At 47.8% G+C, this 16,613-nt stretch carries 16 protein-coding genes; 10 read left to right on the top strand and 6 right to left on the bottom strand.

Translation table 11 applies throughout. From position 1 onward, the window contains the following. The first annotated feature begins 55 nt into the window (after positions 1-55). Positions 56-1,882, top strand: coding sequence for a glycoside hydrolase family 11 protein (locus FSU_RS03685; RefSeq protein ID WP_012820204.1), 1,827 nt, complete (start codon positions 56-58; stop codon positions 1,880-1,882). Between the two features lie 300 nt (positions 1,883-2,182). On the opposite strand, the gene FSU_RS03680 is transcribed toward FSU_RS03685, so the two are convergent. Beyond that, the gene (locus tag FSU_RS03680) at positions 2,183-2,881 is read right to left on the bottom strand and encodes a hypothetical protein (RefSeq protein WP_012820203.1); all 699 of its coding nucleotides are present in this window, start codon (positions 2,879-2,881) and stop codon (positions 2,183-2,185) included. Between the two features lie 94 nt (positions 2,882-2,975). After that, complete coding sequence (gene dapA, locus FSU_RS03675; RefSeq protein WP_012820202.1) at positions 2,976-3,932, bottom strand: 4-hydroxy-tetrahydrodipicolinate synthase; 957 nt, start codon at positions 3,930-3,932, stop codon at positions 2,976-2,978. A 468-nt stretch (positions 3,933-4,400) separates the two neighbouring features. On the opposite strand from dapA, the gene FSU_RS03670 reads away from it, so the two are divergent. From FSU_RS03670 to FSU_RS03630, 9 genes are all read left to right on the top strand, one after another. After that, a complete protein-coding gene (locus FSU_RS03670; RefSeq protein ID WP_012820201.1) occupies positions 4,401-5,270 on the top strand; it encodes a PD-(D/E)XK nuclease family transposase in 870 nt (289 codons plus the stop codon). A 164-nt stretch (positions 5,271-5,434) separates the two neighbouring features. After that, entirely contained in the window at positions 5,435-7,048 is a 1,614-nt protein-coding gene (locus FSU_RS03665) for a phosphohexomutase domain-containing protein (protein WP_012820200.1), read from the top strand. A gap of 29 nt (positions 7,049-7,077) precedes the next feature. Beyond that, a complete protein-coding gene (locus FSU_RS03660) occupies positions 7,078-7,794 on the top strand; it encodes a hypothetical protein (protein ID WP_012820199.1) in 717 nt (238 codons plus the stop codon). A gap of 39 nt (positions 7,795-7,833) precedes the next feature. After that, on the top strand, positions 7,834-8,577 hold the full coding sequence (locus tag FSU_RS03655; RefSeq protein WP_012820198.1) for a YebC/PmpR family DNA-binding transcriptional regulator: 744 nt from the start codon (positions 7,834-7,836) through the stop codon (positions 8,575-8,577). A gap of 187 nt (positions 8,578-8,764) precedes the next feature. Further along, the gene (locus tag FSU_RS03650) at positions 8,765-9,526 is read left to right on the top strand and encodes a hypothetical protein (protein WP_012820197.1); all 762 of its coding nucleotides are present in this window, start codon (positions 8,765-8,767) and stop codon (positions 9,524-9,526) included. Between the two features lie 147 nt (positions 9,527-9,673). Next, the gene (locus FSU_RS03645) at positions 9,674-10,456 is read left to right on the top strand and encodes a hypothetical protein (RefSeq protein ID WP_012820196.1); all 783 of its coding nucleotides are present in this window, start codon (positions 9,674-9,676) and stop codon (positions 10,454-10,456) included. Positions 10,457-10,485: 29 nt separating this feature from the next. Beyond that, positions 10,486-11,559: a hypothetical protein gene (locus FSU_RS03640; protein WP_014545308.1), complete on the top strand. Its 1,074-nt coding sequence runs from the start codon at positions 10,486-10,488 to the stop codon at positions 11,557-11,559. 104 nt (positions 11,560-11,663) lie between these two features. Beyond that, complete coding sequence (locus FSU_RS03635; RefSeq protein ID WP_012820194.1) at positions 11,664-12,458, top strand: hypothetical protein; 795 nt, start codon at positions 11,664-11,666, stop codon at positions 12,456-12,458. A 29-nt stretch (positions 12,459-12,487) separates the two neighbouring features. Further along, positions 12,488-13,591, top strand: coding sequence for a hypothetical protein (locus FSU_RS03630; protein WP_012820193.1), 1,104 nt, complete (start codon positions 12,488-12,490; stop codon positions 13,589-13,591). A gap of 76 nt (positions 13,592-13,667) precedes the next feature. Here FSU_RS03630 and FSU_RS03625 read toward each other — a convergent pair whose 3' ends face one another. The 4 genes from FSU_RS03625 to obgE are packed head-to-tail and all read right to left on the bottom strand — an operon-like array spanning position 13,668 to position 16,600. After that, a complete protein-coding gene (locus FSU_RS03625) occupies positions 13,668-14,735 on the bottom strand; it encodes an N-acetylmuramoyl-L-alanine amidase family protein (protein ID WP_014545306.1) in 1,068 nt (355 codons plus the stop codon). A gap of 29 nt (positions 14,736-14,764) precedes the next feature. After that, positions 14,765-15,235, bottom strand: coding sequence for an SsrA-binding protein SmpB (gene smpB / locus FSU_RS03620; protein WP_012820191.1), 471 nt, complete (start codon positions 15,233-15,235; stop codon positions 14,765-14,767). Continuing rightward, the gene (locus FSU_RS03615) at positions 15,216-15,566 is read right to left on the bottom strand and encodes an HU family DNA-binding protein (RefSeq protein WP_012820190.1); all 351 of its coding nucleotides are present in this window, start codon (positions 15,564-15,566) and stop codon (positions 15,216-15,218) included. Before FSU_RS03615 ends, smpB begins: the two co-directional genes overlap by 20 nt. 32 nt (positions 15,567-15,598) lie before the next feature. Continuing rightward, the gene (gene obgE / locus FSU_RS03610; RefSeq protein ID WP_014545304.1) at positions 15,599-16,600 is read right to left on the bottom strand and encodes a GTPase ObgE; all 1,002 of its coding nucleotides are present in this window, start codon (positions 16,598-16,600) and stop codon (positions 15,599-15,601) included. Positions 16,601-16,613 lie beyond the last annotated feature (13 nt).

Genomic DNA, 16,613 nt, shown 5'->3' with positions numbered 1-16,613 from the left:
TTCATCTGTCACTCATATATTATGTTCAGCATAACTAAAATGTGAGGAGTATCATATGAAAACATTTAGTGTGACCAAGTCTAGCGTTGTTTTCGCAATGGCTTTGGGTATGGCTTCGACAGCTTTTGCTCAGGATTTCTGCAGCAATGCGCAACATTCCGGCCAAAAGGTAACGATTACTTCGAACCAAACTGGTAAAATCGGCGATATCGGTTACGAACTTTGGGATGAAAACGGCCATGGTGGTAGCGCTACATTCTATAGTGACGGTTCCATGGACTGCAATATCACTGGTGCTAAGGACTATCTCTGCCGTGCGGGCCTTTCCCTTGGCAGTAACAAGACCTACAAGGAACTTGGTGGTGATATGATTGCCGAGTTCAAGCTTGTGAAGAGCGGTGCCCAGAATGTGGGTTACTCTTATATCGGTATCTATGGCTGGATGGAAGGTGTTTCTGGAACGCCTAGCCAGTTGGTCGAATACTACGTGATTGATAACACCCTCGCCAATGACATGCCGGGTAGCTGGATTGGTAACGAAAGAAAGGGTACCATTACGGTTGACGGCGGTACCTATACTGTTTATCGCAATACCCGTACCGGTCCGGCTATTAAGAACAGCGGTAACGTCACGTTCTATCAGTATTTCAGCGTGCGTACCTCTCCGCGCGATTGCGGTACCATCAATATTTCTGAACACATGAGACAGTGGGAAAAGATGGGCCTCACCATGGGTAAGCTTTACGAAGCCAAGGTGCTTGGCGAAGCTGGTAACGTGAATGGCGAAGTTCGTGGCGGTCATATGGACTTCCCGCATGCCAAGGTCTATGTGAAAAACGGCTCTGATCCGGTTTCTTCCTCTTCTGTGAAGTCTAGCTCTTCTACGGATGCACCGAAATCCAGTTCCTCTAAGGGTAACGGCAACGTTTCTGGTAAAATTGACGCCTGCAAGGACGTTATGGGCCATGAAGGCAAAGAAACGAGAACTCAGGGTCAGAACAACTCTAGCGTGACGGGTAACGTCGGCAGCTCTCCGTACCACTATGAAATTTGGTATCAGGGTGGTAACAACTCCATGACGTTCTACGACAACGGTACTTATAAGGCAAGCTGGAATGGTACCAACGACTTCCTTGCTCGTGTCGGTTTCAAGTATGATGAAAAGCACACTTACGAAGAACTTGGCCCTATCGATGCCTACTACAAGTGGAGCAAGCAGGGTAGTGCTGGTGGCTACAACTACATCGGTATCTATGGCTGGACGGTGGATCCGCTCGTAGAATACTACATTGTTGATGACTGGTTCAATAAGCCGGGTGCAAACCTCCTCGGCCAGAGAAAGGGTGAATTTACGGTTGATGGTGACACCTACGAAATCTGGCAGAATACCCGTGTCCAGCAGCCCTCCATTAAGGGTACGCAGACCTTCCCGCAATACTTCAGCGTTCGTAAGAGTGCTCGTTCTTGCGGCCATATCGACATCACTGCCCATATGAAGAAGTGGGAAGAACTCGGCATGAAGATGGGGAAGATGTACGAAGCCAAGGTGCTCGTGGAAGCCGGTGGTGGCTCGGGTTCCTTCGATGTCACCTACTTCAAGATGACGGATAAGGCTCATCCGCTTGCTCAGCCGGAACCGGAATCCAGCTCTTCCGAAGCAAAGGTAGAATCTTCTAGCTCCACGGTTGCCCTCCATGCAGCTCCGAAGATGGAACTCAAGAGCGGCAACTTCCAGGTGTTCGACATGCAGGGCCGTTTCCTCGGCACTGTGAAGCTCGACGCTGGCGCCTCTGTCGCCCAGGTTCTGAAGGCTAACTTCAAGAACGCTGGCATCTACATGGTGAAGCAGGGCAACTTTATGCAGCGCGTCGCCGTGAAGTAATAAGTCTCTCTTCCTAAAGACTGTAAAAACGCTCCCCGTCGGGGAGCGTTTTTGCATATTGTGCAATGCTGCGCATCTTACGCAAAAAAAAACGCGAGTCCCGCAACGGAACTCGCGTAAATACTTTGTCTAAAGTCGAAGATTACTTCTTAGATTTCCGTGAGCAAAAAGCGACCCGTATTAACGGGTCGTGATTGACGCTTTCAGCGTCCGCGGCTTTACTCGGTCATGAAATTATGCAAGCATAATTTCGCGACGCTCGTTTTGCACGCTTTTGCGAGAGCAAGCGCTCTGAATGATTTACTTCTTAGCTTTAGCGCTTGCGGTCTTTTTCGGGGGATGTGCCGAAATCTTCTTCACGCTCTTGTCTTCTTCCTTAGCAGCCTTTTCTGCTTCCTTGAACATGGCTTCGACCTGTTCGAGAGCGCCGTTCGGATCTTCTTCGATGATTTCAGAAGCTTCGTCCACGAGTTCAGCGAATTCGTCGTACCAGTCAGCGAAGATTTCGACTTCGAGGTGGTCCACACCCGGAACCGTCAAGCGCACGCCACAGCATTCGCCAACGCGGTCGAGGAACTTTGCAATTTCAGGACGGAGGAGGGATAGGTCAAGACCGTCGAGGTCTTCCGGTTCAAGGAACACGCCGTCGACCTTGTCGTCGTCAGCCTTCTTGGACTTCTTCTTGTCGCCCTTCTTGCAGTCGCAGTTGTCACCGCAGCCGCAAGTGCAGCTTCCGTCAGCGCCGTTCATGGCGAGGTATTCTTCGTCATCGATGCCGCTGTCGTAGTAGAATTCGTCGTCTTCCAGATAAAGTGTTTCAACGAAGATTCCCTTTGCGCCGAGAGTCTTGGCTGCTGCCAAGAATTCCTTGAGGTCGCCGCCGAAGTAGCGAGTAGCTTCGGCTTCTTCGTTCAGAGTCTGCACCGGAATCGGGAGAAGCTTCTGCTTCTTGATGTGTTCGCAGACCAAGTCGGTAACGGATTTTTCATTCTTAGCCATTGTGATTCTCCTGAATTATAGAACTTAGATTTTAGAACTTAGATCTTAGAACCTAGCGATTATATCTAAGTTCTGCCAACTAAGTTCTACCAACTTATTCATGATACTTCTTCAAGCTCTGGGCCTTCTCGTCGATGAGCTTCATGATGCGGGCAACAGCGTCAGCACCGTTAGCCGTGTCCTTCACGCTTACGAGCGGCTGGAACAACGGGCTGTTGAAGAGCGTTCCGAGAGGAATCGGGTTCTTGCGGCAGAACGTGGCGTCGATATAGTCACGAGCAGCCTTCTGCAAGTTGTGCGCCTTGTCCTTGTCGCCAGCCTGGAAAGCCTTGTAGAGGTCAACGAAAGTCTTGCAAGCTTCCGGGATGTTGCCCGTTGCGCTCACGATACCCGTGCCGCCCATTTCGAGGAGATCAGCAAAGAGACCGTCTTCACCGCTCATCACGGCGAAGTCCTTGCCCTTTGTTTCCTTGATGACGCGCATCGTGTCTTCGTGGAACTTTTCGCCAAAACCAAATTCAACCGCCTGCTTGAGACCGATGATGTTCTTGTCTTCGGCAAGAGCAATCAAGGTGTCCGGATGGACATAGCTGGAGGTACGGCCCGGAACGTTGTAAATAACAATCTTTGCACCCGTTTCGCTACTGAGCGTCTGGTAGTGCTTGAGGAGTCCTTCCTGCGGCGGATTGTTGTAGTAGCCAGTGACGCAGAGGACTGCTACTGGAGCAATCTTCAAAACGTTTTCGATCATCTCGATAGATTCGCGCGTGCAGTTGGAGCCTGCGCCTGCAATCACAGGAACGCGACCGTCAACGTAGTCGAGCGTGAACTTAATGATATCCAAGTGCTGCTGCGGAGAGACCGTTGCACTCTGGCCCGTCGTCACGGCGGGGAGCACACCACTAGCACCAGCTGCAATAACATCGTCAATCATCTGCCCCATCTTCTTATAGTCGATGGAGTTGCGAAGGTTCTTAGGATCGTCGTTCTTGAGCGGGGTGAACAACGCGGGGAAAACACCAGTAAGTTGAGAAGCGTTTGTAATTTGCATAGTAACCTAAATATAGTATAGACGAGAGACTAGAGACGAAAGACGAGTGAAAAATATGGCGAAATTAAAGGCTTGTAAATCAAGAACTGTAGCTTGAAAAAACGTCATTGCGAGGAGCGTAGCGACGCGGCAATCTAGTTAAGGTTGGTGGGGGAGGGATCCCCCTGGTTCGCACTTCGTTGCTCACCACCCTCTCGAACGGGCCCTCAGTCGCCGGCCCGTAACGCCCCGGCTTGATGCTGAAAAATTAACTTTATCCGAAATTGTTTTGTTGTCTGTGTTAAAATCATTTTACTCGAATTCAAAAAAAGTTTTGGGCCAAACGGAGCAAAAAAGCGTGCAAAACGAGAGTCGCAGAAAAATGCTTGCATTTTTCTATGACCGAGTGCAGCCGCGGACGCCGTAGGCGTCAAAAGCGTGTTAATATAACGGGTAGGGGATGTTCCTTACCGTTATAAGGACATGCTAATGGCAAATGAAAATAATACAACAAAACCGTACATCGTCAAAAACGCTGATGGCGTAGAATACTTGCTCCCGTATTATCCGGCGACGTTCCGCGCCTTGCTGGATGACAAGGACACGATTCGTGACCTGCTGAATGGTATTCTTGAACTCGACCGTGACCACGAAATTGTCGATCTCAGCTACGCATTCGAAAAGTATATCGACGTGTTTATGCCAGGCGATGAGCCCATGCGGCTTGACGTGTGGGTGTCGACACGTGACAACCGCTTCATGAATATCGAGTTACAAAACCGCGAACATCCGTTCTTTTTGGACCGTATGCAACTTTACAATGCGTATCTAACGATACGTGGCAAGCATGACTACAATCGTTCGGAACAGTTCCTTGCGATGTCCGAAAAGGAAAAGATGGCTCATTATTACGAGGTTCCTGAAACTGTTTCCATTTGGCTTTGCAGGTTCCCGATTTTGGAGCCGAAAAATAAATATATTATAGTCGATTTGGTTAAGTTCTTGAAGCTTCGCAAGGGCGTGAACTCCCGTGAAGATTTCTGGCTTAGGCTTATTTCAAGGGGCCCGCTTGAAGTCCCCGAATCGGAAGACCCGCTTCTCAAGAACGCTTTGGACCGCTTGCGGGTAAGCAATGCTGATCCTGAACTTTTGAAAAAAATGGAGCAATTCATGTTCGACGGAATGCATGCGTACGATGCCGTTATTGCTGAGAATTTTCTCAAGGGTAAGACTGAAGGCAAGTCGGAAGGCAAAACTGAAGGCTATGCCGATGCTATAAGCGTTATGCAGGCAATGGGCTTGCCCCCAGAGAAAATTGCTGAGGCGAAGGCTCGGCTTGAAGCTTTGAAATCGAAGTAGTCGTTGCAATTTAAGAAATAGGTAAAAGTCAAGGCTCACATGAATGTGAGTCTTTTTTATAGGATTTGTAACCCCGTAATTTTGCATATCTTCTAAGCACTGATTTCTAGGTACTGGGTTCTATTTTACTAAATTTTGCGCGTTAAAACTACAAAGGAACCGCTATGGAAAATATTACCCAGATTTGGAAAAAGATTCAGTCCCCCGAATTCAACCCGGCTACCGATATGAACCTGGTTGAAACCGTGAAGCAGGTCGCATTGACCTCCCAGGAACCGGCTAAGGTCAGCTTTGGTACCTCCGGCTGGCGCGGTGAAATCGGTTCTGAATTCACGCTCCGCAACTTGCAGGTTGTCGGTGCTGCTATTGTGCGTTTGTACAAGGAAGCAACTCCGGAACTCTTCGCTGCTCTGGGTGTCAAGGATTTTGCTGAACTCCAGAAGCGTGGTGTGGTCGTTGGCCATGACAACCGCTTGCTCGGTCACGAATTCTGCGAAGTTGTCGCAGACCAGTTTGCAAAGGCTGGCGTGAAGGTCTACTACGGTGGCGAAATGCCGACTCCGGAATTCTCCGCTGCAATCGAAATGCTCGGCGCTGCCTGCTCCATCAACATGACTCCGAGCCACAACCCGAGCCACTACAACGGCATCAAGTTCAATCCGGCAGACGGCGGTCCTGCAGGTCCGGAAATCACGAACGTCATCACCAAGCTTTCTAACGAAATGATGGCTACCTGGAAGTTCGAACCGGTCTCCAAGGTTGACTGGGAAATTATCGACTCCCTCAAGATTTACAAGGAATTCCTCGTCAAGCAGGGCACGATCAAGTTTGACCGCATTAAGGAATTCATCAAGAAGGGCCGCCTCACGCTCGTGTGCGACCACGTTCACGGTTCTACCCGCCGCCGTCCGGCAGCTCTCCTCGACAATCCGGAATGCCTCATCACGCTCCGCAACGAAGACGATTCTTTGTTCGGCGGTATCGCTCCGGAACCGTCCAGCAAGAACCTCGAAAAGGTCCGCAAGGTTCTCGACGAAAGCAAGTCCTGGTTCCGCCTGGGCGCCATCTTCGACCCGGATGGTGACCGTATCCGTTTCTACGACGGTACTCGCGAAATCGATATGAACCAGTTCGGTGCTATCGCTTTCCACTACATGGCTACCTGGCGCAAGGAACAGGGCTGTGTCGCTAAGTCCGTCGCTACATCTAACTTTGTGAACATCATCGCCGAAAAGCTCGGCGTACCCGTGATGGAAACTCCGGTGGGCTTCAAGAACTTCCGCCCCTGGCTTTCCCGCAACGCCAAGCAGAAGGCTCTCGTCGCATTCGAAGAATCTGACGGTATCTCCGGCCTCAACAACACGCTTGAAAAGGACGCTCAGTTCGGCCTCCTCATCGCTCTCGAAATTCTCGCTACGACTGGCAAGAACCTCGGCGAATACCTCGACGCTTTGTACGAAGAATATGGCCGCTTCTACCCGACCCGTTCTGGTTTTGAAGTCGACAAGTCCCTCGTTGGCGAACCGCTCAAGGCTAAGGTCAACGCTATCGCCGATATCGCTAAGCCGGGTGCAAAGGTCATGGTCGGTAGCAATGAAAAGACCGTGAAGCAGCTCCTCACGCTCGACGGCGTGAAGGTCATCTTCGACGACGATTCCTGGATGCTCGTCCGTCCGTCCGGTACGGAACCGAAGGTCCGTATTTATACGGAATGCCGTAATCCGGATGAAAAGGATCCTATGTTCGAAGCTGCCAAGGCTTTGTTCTTCAAGAACTAAGGACAAATTAAGCAAATCGGATTAGGGAAATGAAAAAACTTCTAACGGTCATCTTCCTTGCGTGTGCCATGGTGTTCGCGCAGGAAGGCTCCATTAAGCCGGAATTCCAGGCTTTCTCTGGCGCCTTGATCAAGCTCAAAAAGGCTGAGAAGGGTTTCCACAAGTTCAGGCTCCGAGTCGATGTGGCTCCGTGGTCTTTCCTTGCGGAAGGTGAAGTCCAGGCTCCCGGTGGAGATTCTGATGTCCTTATAACGGCTCTTTTCGATAGAGCGCTTTACGCTGTGCTTGCCTACATCCCGGACAAGATTGCTGCCGGTTCCGATGGCGAAGAATACAACGTGGGCTTCTTCGACATGATGCTTTATTACGACGAAGAACCGACTAGAATTCGCAACTTGTCGTTCAAGCTTTTGCCGCCTGCAAACGACAGCTGGGCCCAGAGCATTTTGGATGATGCTCTCCAGTCTGGCTCGCTTCTCGGTAGAATCTGGAGCGGTAAGTACGAACGTGAAATTACAAAGGCATCTGCTGTTCCTATAGACAAGACTAAGCTTGTCGATATGCAGCAGAAGCGCCAAGCGGCTAAGGCTGCCGAAGCCGAGCGCAAGGCTCAGGAAGAGGCAGACCGCAGGGCTCGTGAAAAAGCGGAAAAGACCAAGCTCAAGTCCAAGAAGGTTGATCTTGATTGCACGGGTCGCAAGCTCACTGCCAAGCAGAAACGCCGCTGCAAGATGAATGGCAAATAGTTATTAAATTTTATTACAAAACTCAAGTAGAGGTAAATTATGTCCGGTCACTCCAAATGGGCCACCACCAAACGCAAGAAAGCCAAAACCGACGTCGCTCGTGCCAAGGCTTGGAACAAGCTGATCAAGGAAATCTCCATCGCTGCTAAGCTCGGCGGCGGCAACCCTGACGCTAACCCGCGTCTCCGTGCTGCAATCCTCAAGTCCAAGAGCCAGAGCTTGCCGACCAAGAACATCGAAAGTGCTATTGCCAAGGGTACGGGTGCTAACTCCGGTACCGAAATGACGGAACCGCTGTACGAAGGACGCGGCCCGGCAGGCATCGCTATCATGGTGCAGTGCATGACCGACAACAAGGTCCGTACGGTTGCTGAAATCCGTAACATCTTCAACAAGAACAACGGCTCCATGGGCGAATCCGGTTCCGTTTCTTGGGCATTCACCTACAAGGGTGTCATTATCGTCGATGCTGAAAAGTATCCGGAAGACCAGGTCATGGACCTCGTCCTCGAAGCTGGCGCAGAAGACATGAGCACCGAAGATGGCGTTCATGAAATCTCCACTTCTCCGGAAGCTTTCGACGCCGTTTCCAAGGCTCTCGAAAATGCTGGTATCGAAATGATGAGCGCTGAACTCAGCTACGTTCCGAATGACCCGGTCAAGCTCGGTCACGACGACGCTGTCAAGCTCCTCAAGCTCATCGACAAGTTCGAAGACCACGACGACGTTCAGGAAGTCTACCATAACGCCGAAATCGACGAAGCTGACATGGACGCCGAGTAATTAGACGAGAGAACGCTCGCGTCGCTCGCTACAGACGAGAGACGAAAGAGCGGCTTGTCTTGCACGTCATTCCCGCCACCGAGCGGGAATCTCCATTTCAAAAGAGAACTGTTGCTTTGGCAACGGTTCTCTTTTTTTATTGTAAAATAATTATATTTTATTTAATATTTTAACTACAAAGGCATTTATGTTCAAAAAAATTCTCTTTTCTCTTGCCGCACTTTCCATTTACGCGAATGCCATCAACTGTCTTGAGGCTTATTTCAAAACCAAGCCGGTGGATTATTATGTCCCGGAAGACTATGTTCTTGACAGCCTTTACAGGGCGCCTGCAGAGGGTGCGGATTCAAAGCCTTGGTCCAAGAAATACTATTACACGCCTGGAAATTCTCTTCCGGATAGCCTTGTTTTGATGGATTCGAAAGATACTGTTAAAACTGTTTTCCATTATACTCAGGAAGCGGATACCTTGAATGGCATGATTACGCTTGTAATCAATAACGATGGCGAACTTTTCGGAATGGTCAAATATATGAAGGTCGCTGATGATATGCATCCTTATGCTTTTTATAGATCTAATTCGGGGAAGGTTGACACGCTTAATGGATATGTAAATCTTAAAGACGAAGAGACTCTTGTTGAGTACAAAAATGGAGAATTTATAAAAGTACTTTTGGATAAAAAAGATCCAAATGTCTGTCATATCGGCAACCCTGATGATGAAAAATATGTGAAGATTACTTACGAGGCTCTGGGCCAAACAATTCATCTTACTGAGGAAGATTCGTCTACTTTGACAGAAATGTTCTTTATCCCGCTGTATCCTCAAGAAGAAACGATTGGAATCCGCAAAATCCGACCGGCGGCGGCGAACATCAAAAAGTATCAATACTTTGACTTGCTCGGTCGCCCTGCAGTAAACAAGCACTCCGTGCAAATCCGTAAGTAGCCTTACGTCATCCTGAGCGAAGGCGAAGGATCCAGTTTTTTTTAGAGTGAACTGTTGCGAAAGTGACAGTTCTTTTTTATTTACATCAATAACTTGTACGTTGTTAAGGTACAAATTATATATTGTTGTTAAGAAGAAGGAGTTGGTATGGATAACCAAAAAAATATTTTAAAGTCGAGCTTTGCTTTGGCTCTTTTGTTTGGGCTTGGTATTTCTCAGGCTAAGGAATGGGTACAGTCCTACGTAGCTGACCTTAACAGTGATTCTTGGCAGAGTTCCAAATGGGGATTTTCCAAAGATAGCATTGAAAATAAGCCTGGTAAGGGCTATTCTACTTGGAATGTAAACATGACTTGCGTTTGTGGAATAGATCTAGATCATGGAAATTGCTACGCGTACCTTGACCATTATGGTTTTTATGATTATGAACAAAATTTTTGGAGTGTCGTTTCAAAGGATGCGCTGAAAGCGGGAAATGCACTTAATCTGAATGATTCATCAGCCTTTAAAGATGAATCTCGTAATATATTGTTAGAAACATACGTTTATTCCAACAAGCTAGATGCTGAAAACGACACAAATTATTTTGTATATAAAAAAGATTCTTCGTACTATGCTTTGTGCCAGTATGTAACGGTTTACGATACTGTGGTCTATAGGTGGGGTGAAACAGATTATATTCCTGGATTTTTTGCGCATCAGTGTATTTTCCAGGACGATGGAACGCCTACGTTTAGCAAGATTCCTGCATTTAGCGGAGTGTTGCCTGAAGCGCGTAAGATTGAAGGTCCTACGGGTTTTGCAAATCCGGTTCGTAAGCCGACTCGTGTTAATGCACCCCGCAAGCCTTATTTAGTCAACGGACAATCTGCAAGTGGTCTTACGGCAAAAGGCGTTCGCGTTGAAGGCGACCGAATCTATCGTCATTGATTTTGCGAGGATTTAAAGAAGAATTTGCTATGACTATCCATAAGTTTTTCCGCCTATTTAGCTTGACTGTCGCATCGTTTTTTTGGGCAAGTTGCTCGGATTCGAATCCTCAATTTCCGGCACAGTCCTTGACGAATCCTGATTCATCGTCTGATGCAAATGAAAGTAGCTCTAGCGAATTATCAAGTTCTGCGGTAGCGCCTGAATCGAGTTCTGCGATTGTTTCTGAATCAAGTTCGGATGCTCCGCCACCTCCTAGTTCCTCGTCTACAGTGTCTGAGATGAGCTCATCTAGCGAAACGCCTTCTTTGAGTAGTTCTTCAATAGCTAGAAGCTCATCTAGTGCTGCGAGCTATGTTTTGGCTAGAGATCCCTCTGTGACTTGTTATGCTAATTCTTATATGGGAATGACGGCTTGCAGTAGTACAAAAGATATTTCTTGTGATGATTATAAAAAGTATTTGGGTTCGGATACAACGTTGTCCGAAAAAATTATCTCAAGATGGGAAAGTGCTCTCCAGTCTTGCGGTGCTGTTAAGGACTTGTTTCGGGAAGAACCGCTTTATGGCATCTCTTATGGGGGCTGCCCAATGCGTATGTTTGTGGACATGAAATGTTCTAATGACAGCTCTTATAGCGATGTTAAATTAGATGGGAAAAAATTCTATACGAGCCAAAAAGAATATGATGAGGCTCATGGCGTCGCGCCAGATGTTATTGTAAAAAATTGCCCGCAGGGAGATTTTGCCTTATTTACGGATGTCCTTGCTGATGTGCAGAAAAAATTGTATGAGATTGTTTCTGAAAAGTTCATACAAGATATTGCAAGACCCGAAGCCGAACAAAAATATTTAGGGAGTCTTTTGGATCGTGAAAACAAAACGTTGAAAGGACGCTTAGCTCCCTATACTGAAGATAGTGGGGAAGGGAATGATTCTCGGTTGAGAATGTATTCTGGTTACTGGTTTGATGGCTATATCGCCAAAACAAAAACTTGTGCGGACGGCGCTCCTGCAACTACTGAAATCTATCAGGAAAAATACGATGCGATTCTTGCGGAATGCCTTGAACTTATTGAGAAAGAATTAAAAAAGGCTGAATAAAATTTTGTTTCATGTTCCTGGAAATTCAATTTGTAAAATAAAAACATCTTGCGTATGAATTTATTTGAGCAAATTGTATATTGTTAAAAAAGGAGAGAATGGGAATGAAAAACATAAAAAGTTTATTCTTGTCTGGACTGGCTGTTGCTTTTGTGATGGGACTTGGTACGGCTCAAGCAAAAGAATGGGAACAGTCTTTTATAGTGAATTTGAGTTCCTCGGATTATATTGATAATCCTGTTTGGGGATTTTCTAAAGACAGCGTTGTTTTTGAAAATGGCAAAGGCTATAGTGTTTGGCTGTGGGATGCTGCTTGCGTTTGTGGCATTTTATATGGGGCTTGTAATTTTACAATGAAAAACGTCGCCTTTTTTGAATATGACCAAAATTTTTGGAGTGTCAATTCAAAGGATGCTTTAAAAGAAGGGACTACTCTCGATTTGAATGATTCTTTGGCTTTTTATGAGGAACGGGACGGTAGTTGGCATTCCTTGACGGAATCATATAAGCACTCATTAAAAAATAGTACGGCGAATGATACGAATTATTTTGTGTATAAAAAGGACTCTTCGTATTACGCGTTGTGCCAATATATAACTGTGTACGATACGGTGTATGATTGGAATTATAGGGTGACAAAGCAAGGATTCCCGGCTTATTATGTTCACCAATGTATTTTCCAAGATGACGGTACGCCCACGTTTAGCAAAATTCCGTCATATAGCGGCGAATTGCCTGTTGGAAAAGGTGTTTTGCCGCCTTCACCTATTGTAAAACCAGTTCGTAATAGGAATAAAGTTAAGCCAGTTGCAAAACCGTATTTAGTCAACGGACAATCTGCAAGTGGTCTTACGGCAAAAGGCGTTCGCGTTGAGGGTGACCGAATTTATCGCCATTGATTTTGCGAGGATTTAAAGAAGAATTTGCTATGACTATCCATAAATTTATTCGCTTGTTTAGTTTGACTGTTGCTTCGCTTTTCTGGGCGAGTTGTTCGGATTCAAATCCGCAATTTCCGATGTCGCCATCAGCAAATCCTGATTCATCGTCTGATGCAAATGAAAGTAGCTCTAGCGAATTATCAAGTTCTGCAGTAGCGCCTGAATCAAGCTCTTCCGATACGCCACCGCAAAGTTCTTCTTCTGAATCCGCATCGAGTTCGTCGGGCGTTGAAAGTTCGTCTGGCGCTAACAGCAGTTCGAGTTCTGCTGGTTATGTATTAGCTAGAGATCCATCTGTTGGCTGCAAGCAAACGCTTTACCCAGCGTATCGCTATTGTTACGAAAGTTGTGATGCGGCTAAACGCGATTTGGAAACCAATGGAATTATTTCTAAAAATGAATTGGAGCGGGCCGAATTTGGACTTGAATCATGTAGGGCTATGGAGTACGCTTCAGGTTTGCTCTATGGAGTTCCTTTTAATCCTTGTCCAAATCCGATTCTTTTTGAAACCGCTTATGAGTGTACCAATGATAGTACTTATAGAGAATATCGGTTAGAAGATAATCTAGTTTATACAAATGTTGCTGAATATGATGAAGCGCATGGGATAAGTTCTAGTTCTGGGGCTCAAAGCTCCAGTTCATCAGAAGAAATGATTCGTAATTGTCCTCAAGAGGATTTTCTTCCATTTACGGGCATCCTAGCAGATGTCCAAAAAGAGCTGTATGAAATAATTGAACAAAAACTCAAAGACGATGTTTTGTCAGAAACGGAGCGGACATATTTGGAAAGTCTTTTGGATCGAGAACAGAAAACATTGAAGAATTCGACTCCACATGAACTCTATGTTTATTTATATGATTCAGATGAAGAGGTTGCCATTGCCATTGCGCCGTATTCACCGGATCTTTTGTGGGATGATTATTATTATAAAATAGATTCCAAAAATTGGTTCCGTGGCTACATCGCCAAGACCAAGACTTGCGAAGATGGCACGCCCGTGATAACGGAGCGCTACAAACAAAAGTATGATGCAATTTTGGCAGAATGCCTTGAAATCATTGAGAAAAATTCAAAGGCTGCGAAATAGTTTTCGGGCTAATTCTTTCACGTCATTCCGAGTGTAACGAGGAATCCAGTCAAATCTTGCGGATTCCTTTTTTCGTCTAGTTTCTACCTAGTGTTTCGCGGTAGGTGTGGACGGCGTCCTTGTACTTGCTGACAGCTTGTGCGATGCGGTCGGCAAGGTCTTGCTGGCCTGCCTTTGTCATCATGTAAGCTTCGTCTTCTTCGTTGCTGATAAAGCCTAGTTCAATGAGCACGGCTGGCATCATTGCGCCTACGAGAACCATGAATCCCGCACCGCCGACGCCTGTGTTCATCTTCTTGATTTTTCCGCCATCAAAACTGTCTAGCAATTTCTCAGTGAAGAGGTAGCTAGTTTGTTTGTACTGTTCGAGGCGAGCTTCGAGCTTGAACCATTCTAGCGGTGAAAGTTCGTCCTTGGCGTTCTTTTCGCCGTAGAGCGTGGCAACCGCGTTTTCACGACGGGCTATCGCTTTGTCTTCTTCGCTTTCCGGGGCGCGCAGCACGTAGAACTGGTAGCCCTGGATAATCTTCTTGCGCTCTTCGCTTGCATCGATGGCGTTGCAGTGCAGGCTGATGAAGAGGTCGCCATCCCACTGGTTTGCGAGCATGGCGCGCTGGCGTAATTCAATGAAAACGTCCTTGCTGCGGGTGAGCTTCACGTTGAAGCCTTCGTCCGCGAGGTTCTTGCGCAAGAGCTTTGCAACGGCGAGAACGATATCTTTTTCTTGGGACTTCTTGCCCGAAGCGCCGGGATCCTTGCCTCCGTGTCCGGGGTCAATCACGATGGTGCGGACTTCGCGCGTGCCTGCGATTTCTTGCTTTGGAGTCTTCGGCTTTACGACAACCGGCTGTGCAGGTTTCTGTTCGGCTGGTTTTGCAACCGGCTTGGCTGCCTCAATTTTATTAGAAATCTTCTTGGCATCGTTCTCGGCAATCCAAAGGTGTCCGTTATCAAGTTCCGGCGCTGCCGACAAATCAATCGTGCGACCGTTGCGCGTCATGTACGGAATGCCGACGGCGAACTTGAGCGTGTCCTTCGCAGAAACAATCGAGAATGTCTTTTGTACCGGATACCAGTGGAACGAACCCTTGATTTCGCGGGCGACAGACTCCACATCGACCCTTGCCGTAGCAGCGAGGGCCAAGTTACATGCGACTAGCAGTAAAGCTAAAATTAGCGATGAGCCTTGGCGGCGCGAGCCATTTCCATCTTGGCGTCGCGGACTAGAATGTCCTGTCGCTTGTCGTGTTGATCCTTGCCTCGGCATATTCCTACTTCGAGTTTTGCAATACGGTTCTTAAAGTACATTTTCAGCGGGATGATCGTGCAACCCTTCAATTCCTTCGCCTTGCGCATTTTCTGGATTTCGTGCGTGTGGGCGAGGAGCTTTCTCCTGCGTGCAGGGAAATGGTTGAAACGGTTTGCGAAAAGGTATTCATCGATATGCGCACCGACGAGCCAGAGTTCATCCTTGTTTTCGTCGATATCAATCCACGCTTCGCCCAGAGTGCATTTGCCGTTACGGATAGACTTCACTTCCGAACCGATGAGCATGATTCCCACTTCAAAAGTTTCATCTACAAAATAGAGGTGGTTCGCCTTGCGGTTCTGGATAACGGGCGTACTAGATTCTTTCTTGATCATCTTTAGGGACAAAAGCCTCTTCTAAGTCGAAAGGAACGTTGTTGATTTTTTCAATCAAGTCCTTGCTGGGCTCAAACACCGGGCGCACCTTGGCGGGGATATTGACCAGCTCGCCAGTCTTGGGGTTCCGGGTGCGGCGTTCCTTGCGCTGTTTATTCTTGAAGCGACCGAATCCACGCAACTCGATATTGTTGCCCTCGATAACGCAATTGGAAATAGCGTCGATGAGTTCTTCCACGATGACTTTGGTTTTTACTTGCGTAAATCCAGTCTGGGAAGCGATTTCATCAACGATTTCCTTCTTAGTTATGTTGGACTGAGTCGCCTTCATATTAAAGAATTTACAATAATTTTAAGCAACCGTTACGCTTTTTTGCTCCAACCGATGCTTTTTTTGTGCATATGGGGGACCGCAGCGTCCAAAGCCTGCTGCAATTCAGCGCAACCTTCGCCAGTGACAGCCGATGTGATGACCACTTTCTGGCGGTGCTTCTTGAATTCCTTGATGGCGTTTTCGATGCCGAGGTCGCTCTTGTTGAGTGCAACGACAAAGTTCTTTTCGGCAAGCTTCGGGTGGAATGCCTTGAGCTCTTCCTTGAGAACCTTGAACTGCTCGTAGGCGTTTTCGGCAAAACCGTCAATCACAAAGAGCAACGTGTGCGTACGTTCGATATGCTTGAGGAACTGGTGGCCAAGACCCTTGCCTTCGCTTGCGCCTTCCAAGAGACCCGGAATATCGGCAACCACAAAGCTGTGGCCGTTCACCTGGACGATGCCGAGCACCGGTTCAAGCGTTGTAAACGGATAGTCGCCAACCTTCGGGCGTCCGCTAGAAATCTTGTTCACAAGGCTGGACTTGCCTGCGTTCGGGAAGCCTACGAGACCCACGTCTGCCATGAGCTTGAGTTCGAGGAACAGTTGGCGGACTTCGCCCTTTTCACCCGGAGTGCATTTGCGCGGAGCTTGCACCTTCGGAGTTGCGAAATGCTGGTTGCCCATGCCGCCCTTGCCGCCGCGAGCCGCAATCCACTTCTGGCCCGGTTCGGTCAAGTCCGTGAGGATATGGCCCTGTTCGTCCTTGACGATTGTGCCGCGCGGAACGCTAATAATCAAATCTTCGGCAGATGCACCGGAGCAGCGCTTGGCGCCACCGGGCTGACCGCTCTTTGCCTTGTAAATGTGCGTGTTGCCCATGTCGAGAAGCGTGGTGTACCGCTCGTTCACCTGCAAAATCACGTGACCGCCACGACCGCCATCACCGCCATCGGGACCGCCGAGGGGTACAAACTTTTCACGATGGAAACTGCAGATGCCGTCACCGCCTCTGCCGGAGCGAACTTCAATATTTTTTTCGTCTAAGAACATAGCCCAAATTTAG

The sequence above is a fragment of the Fibrobacter succinogenes subsp. succinogenes S85 genome, assembly GCF_000146505.1.
GTDB lineage: Bacteria > Fibrobacterota > Fibrobacteria > Fibrobacterales > Fibrobacteraceae > Fibrobacter > Fibrobacter succinogenes.
The sequence above is the reverse complement of the archived record's forward strand: the minus strand, read 5'-3'. Positions and strand labels throughout refer to the sequence as shown.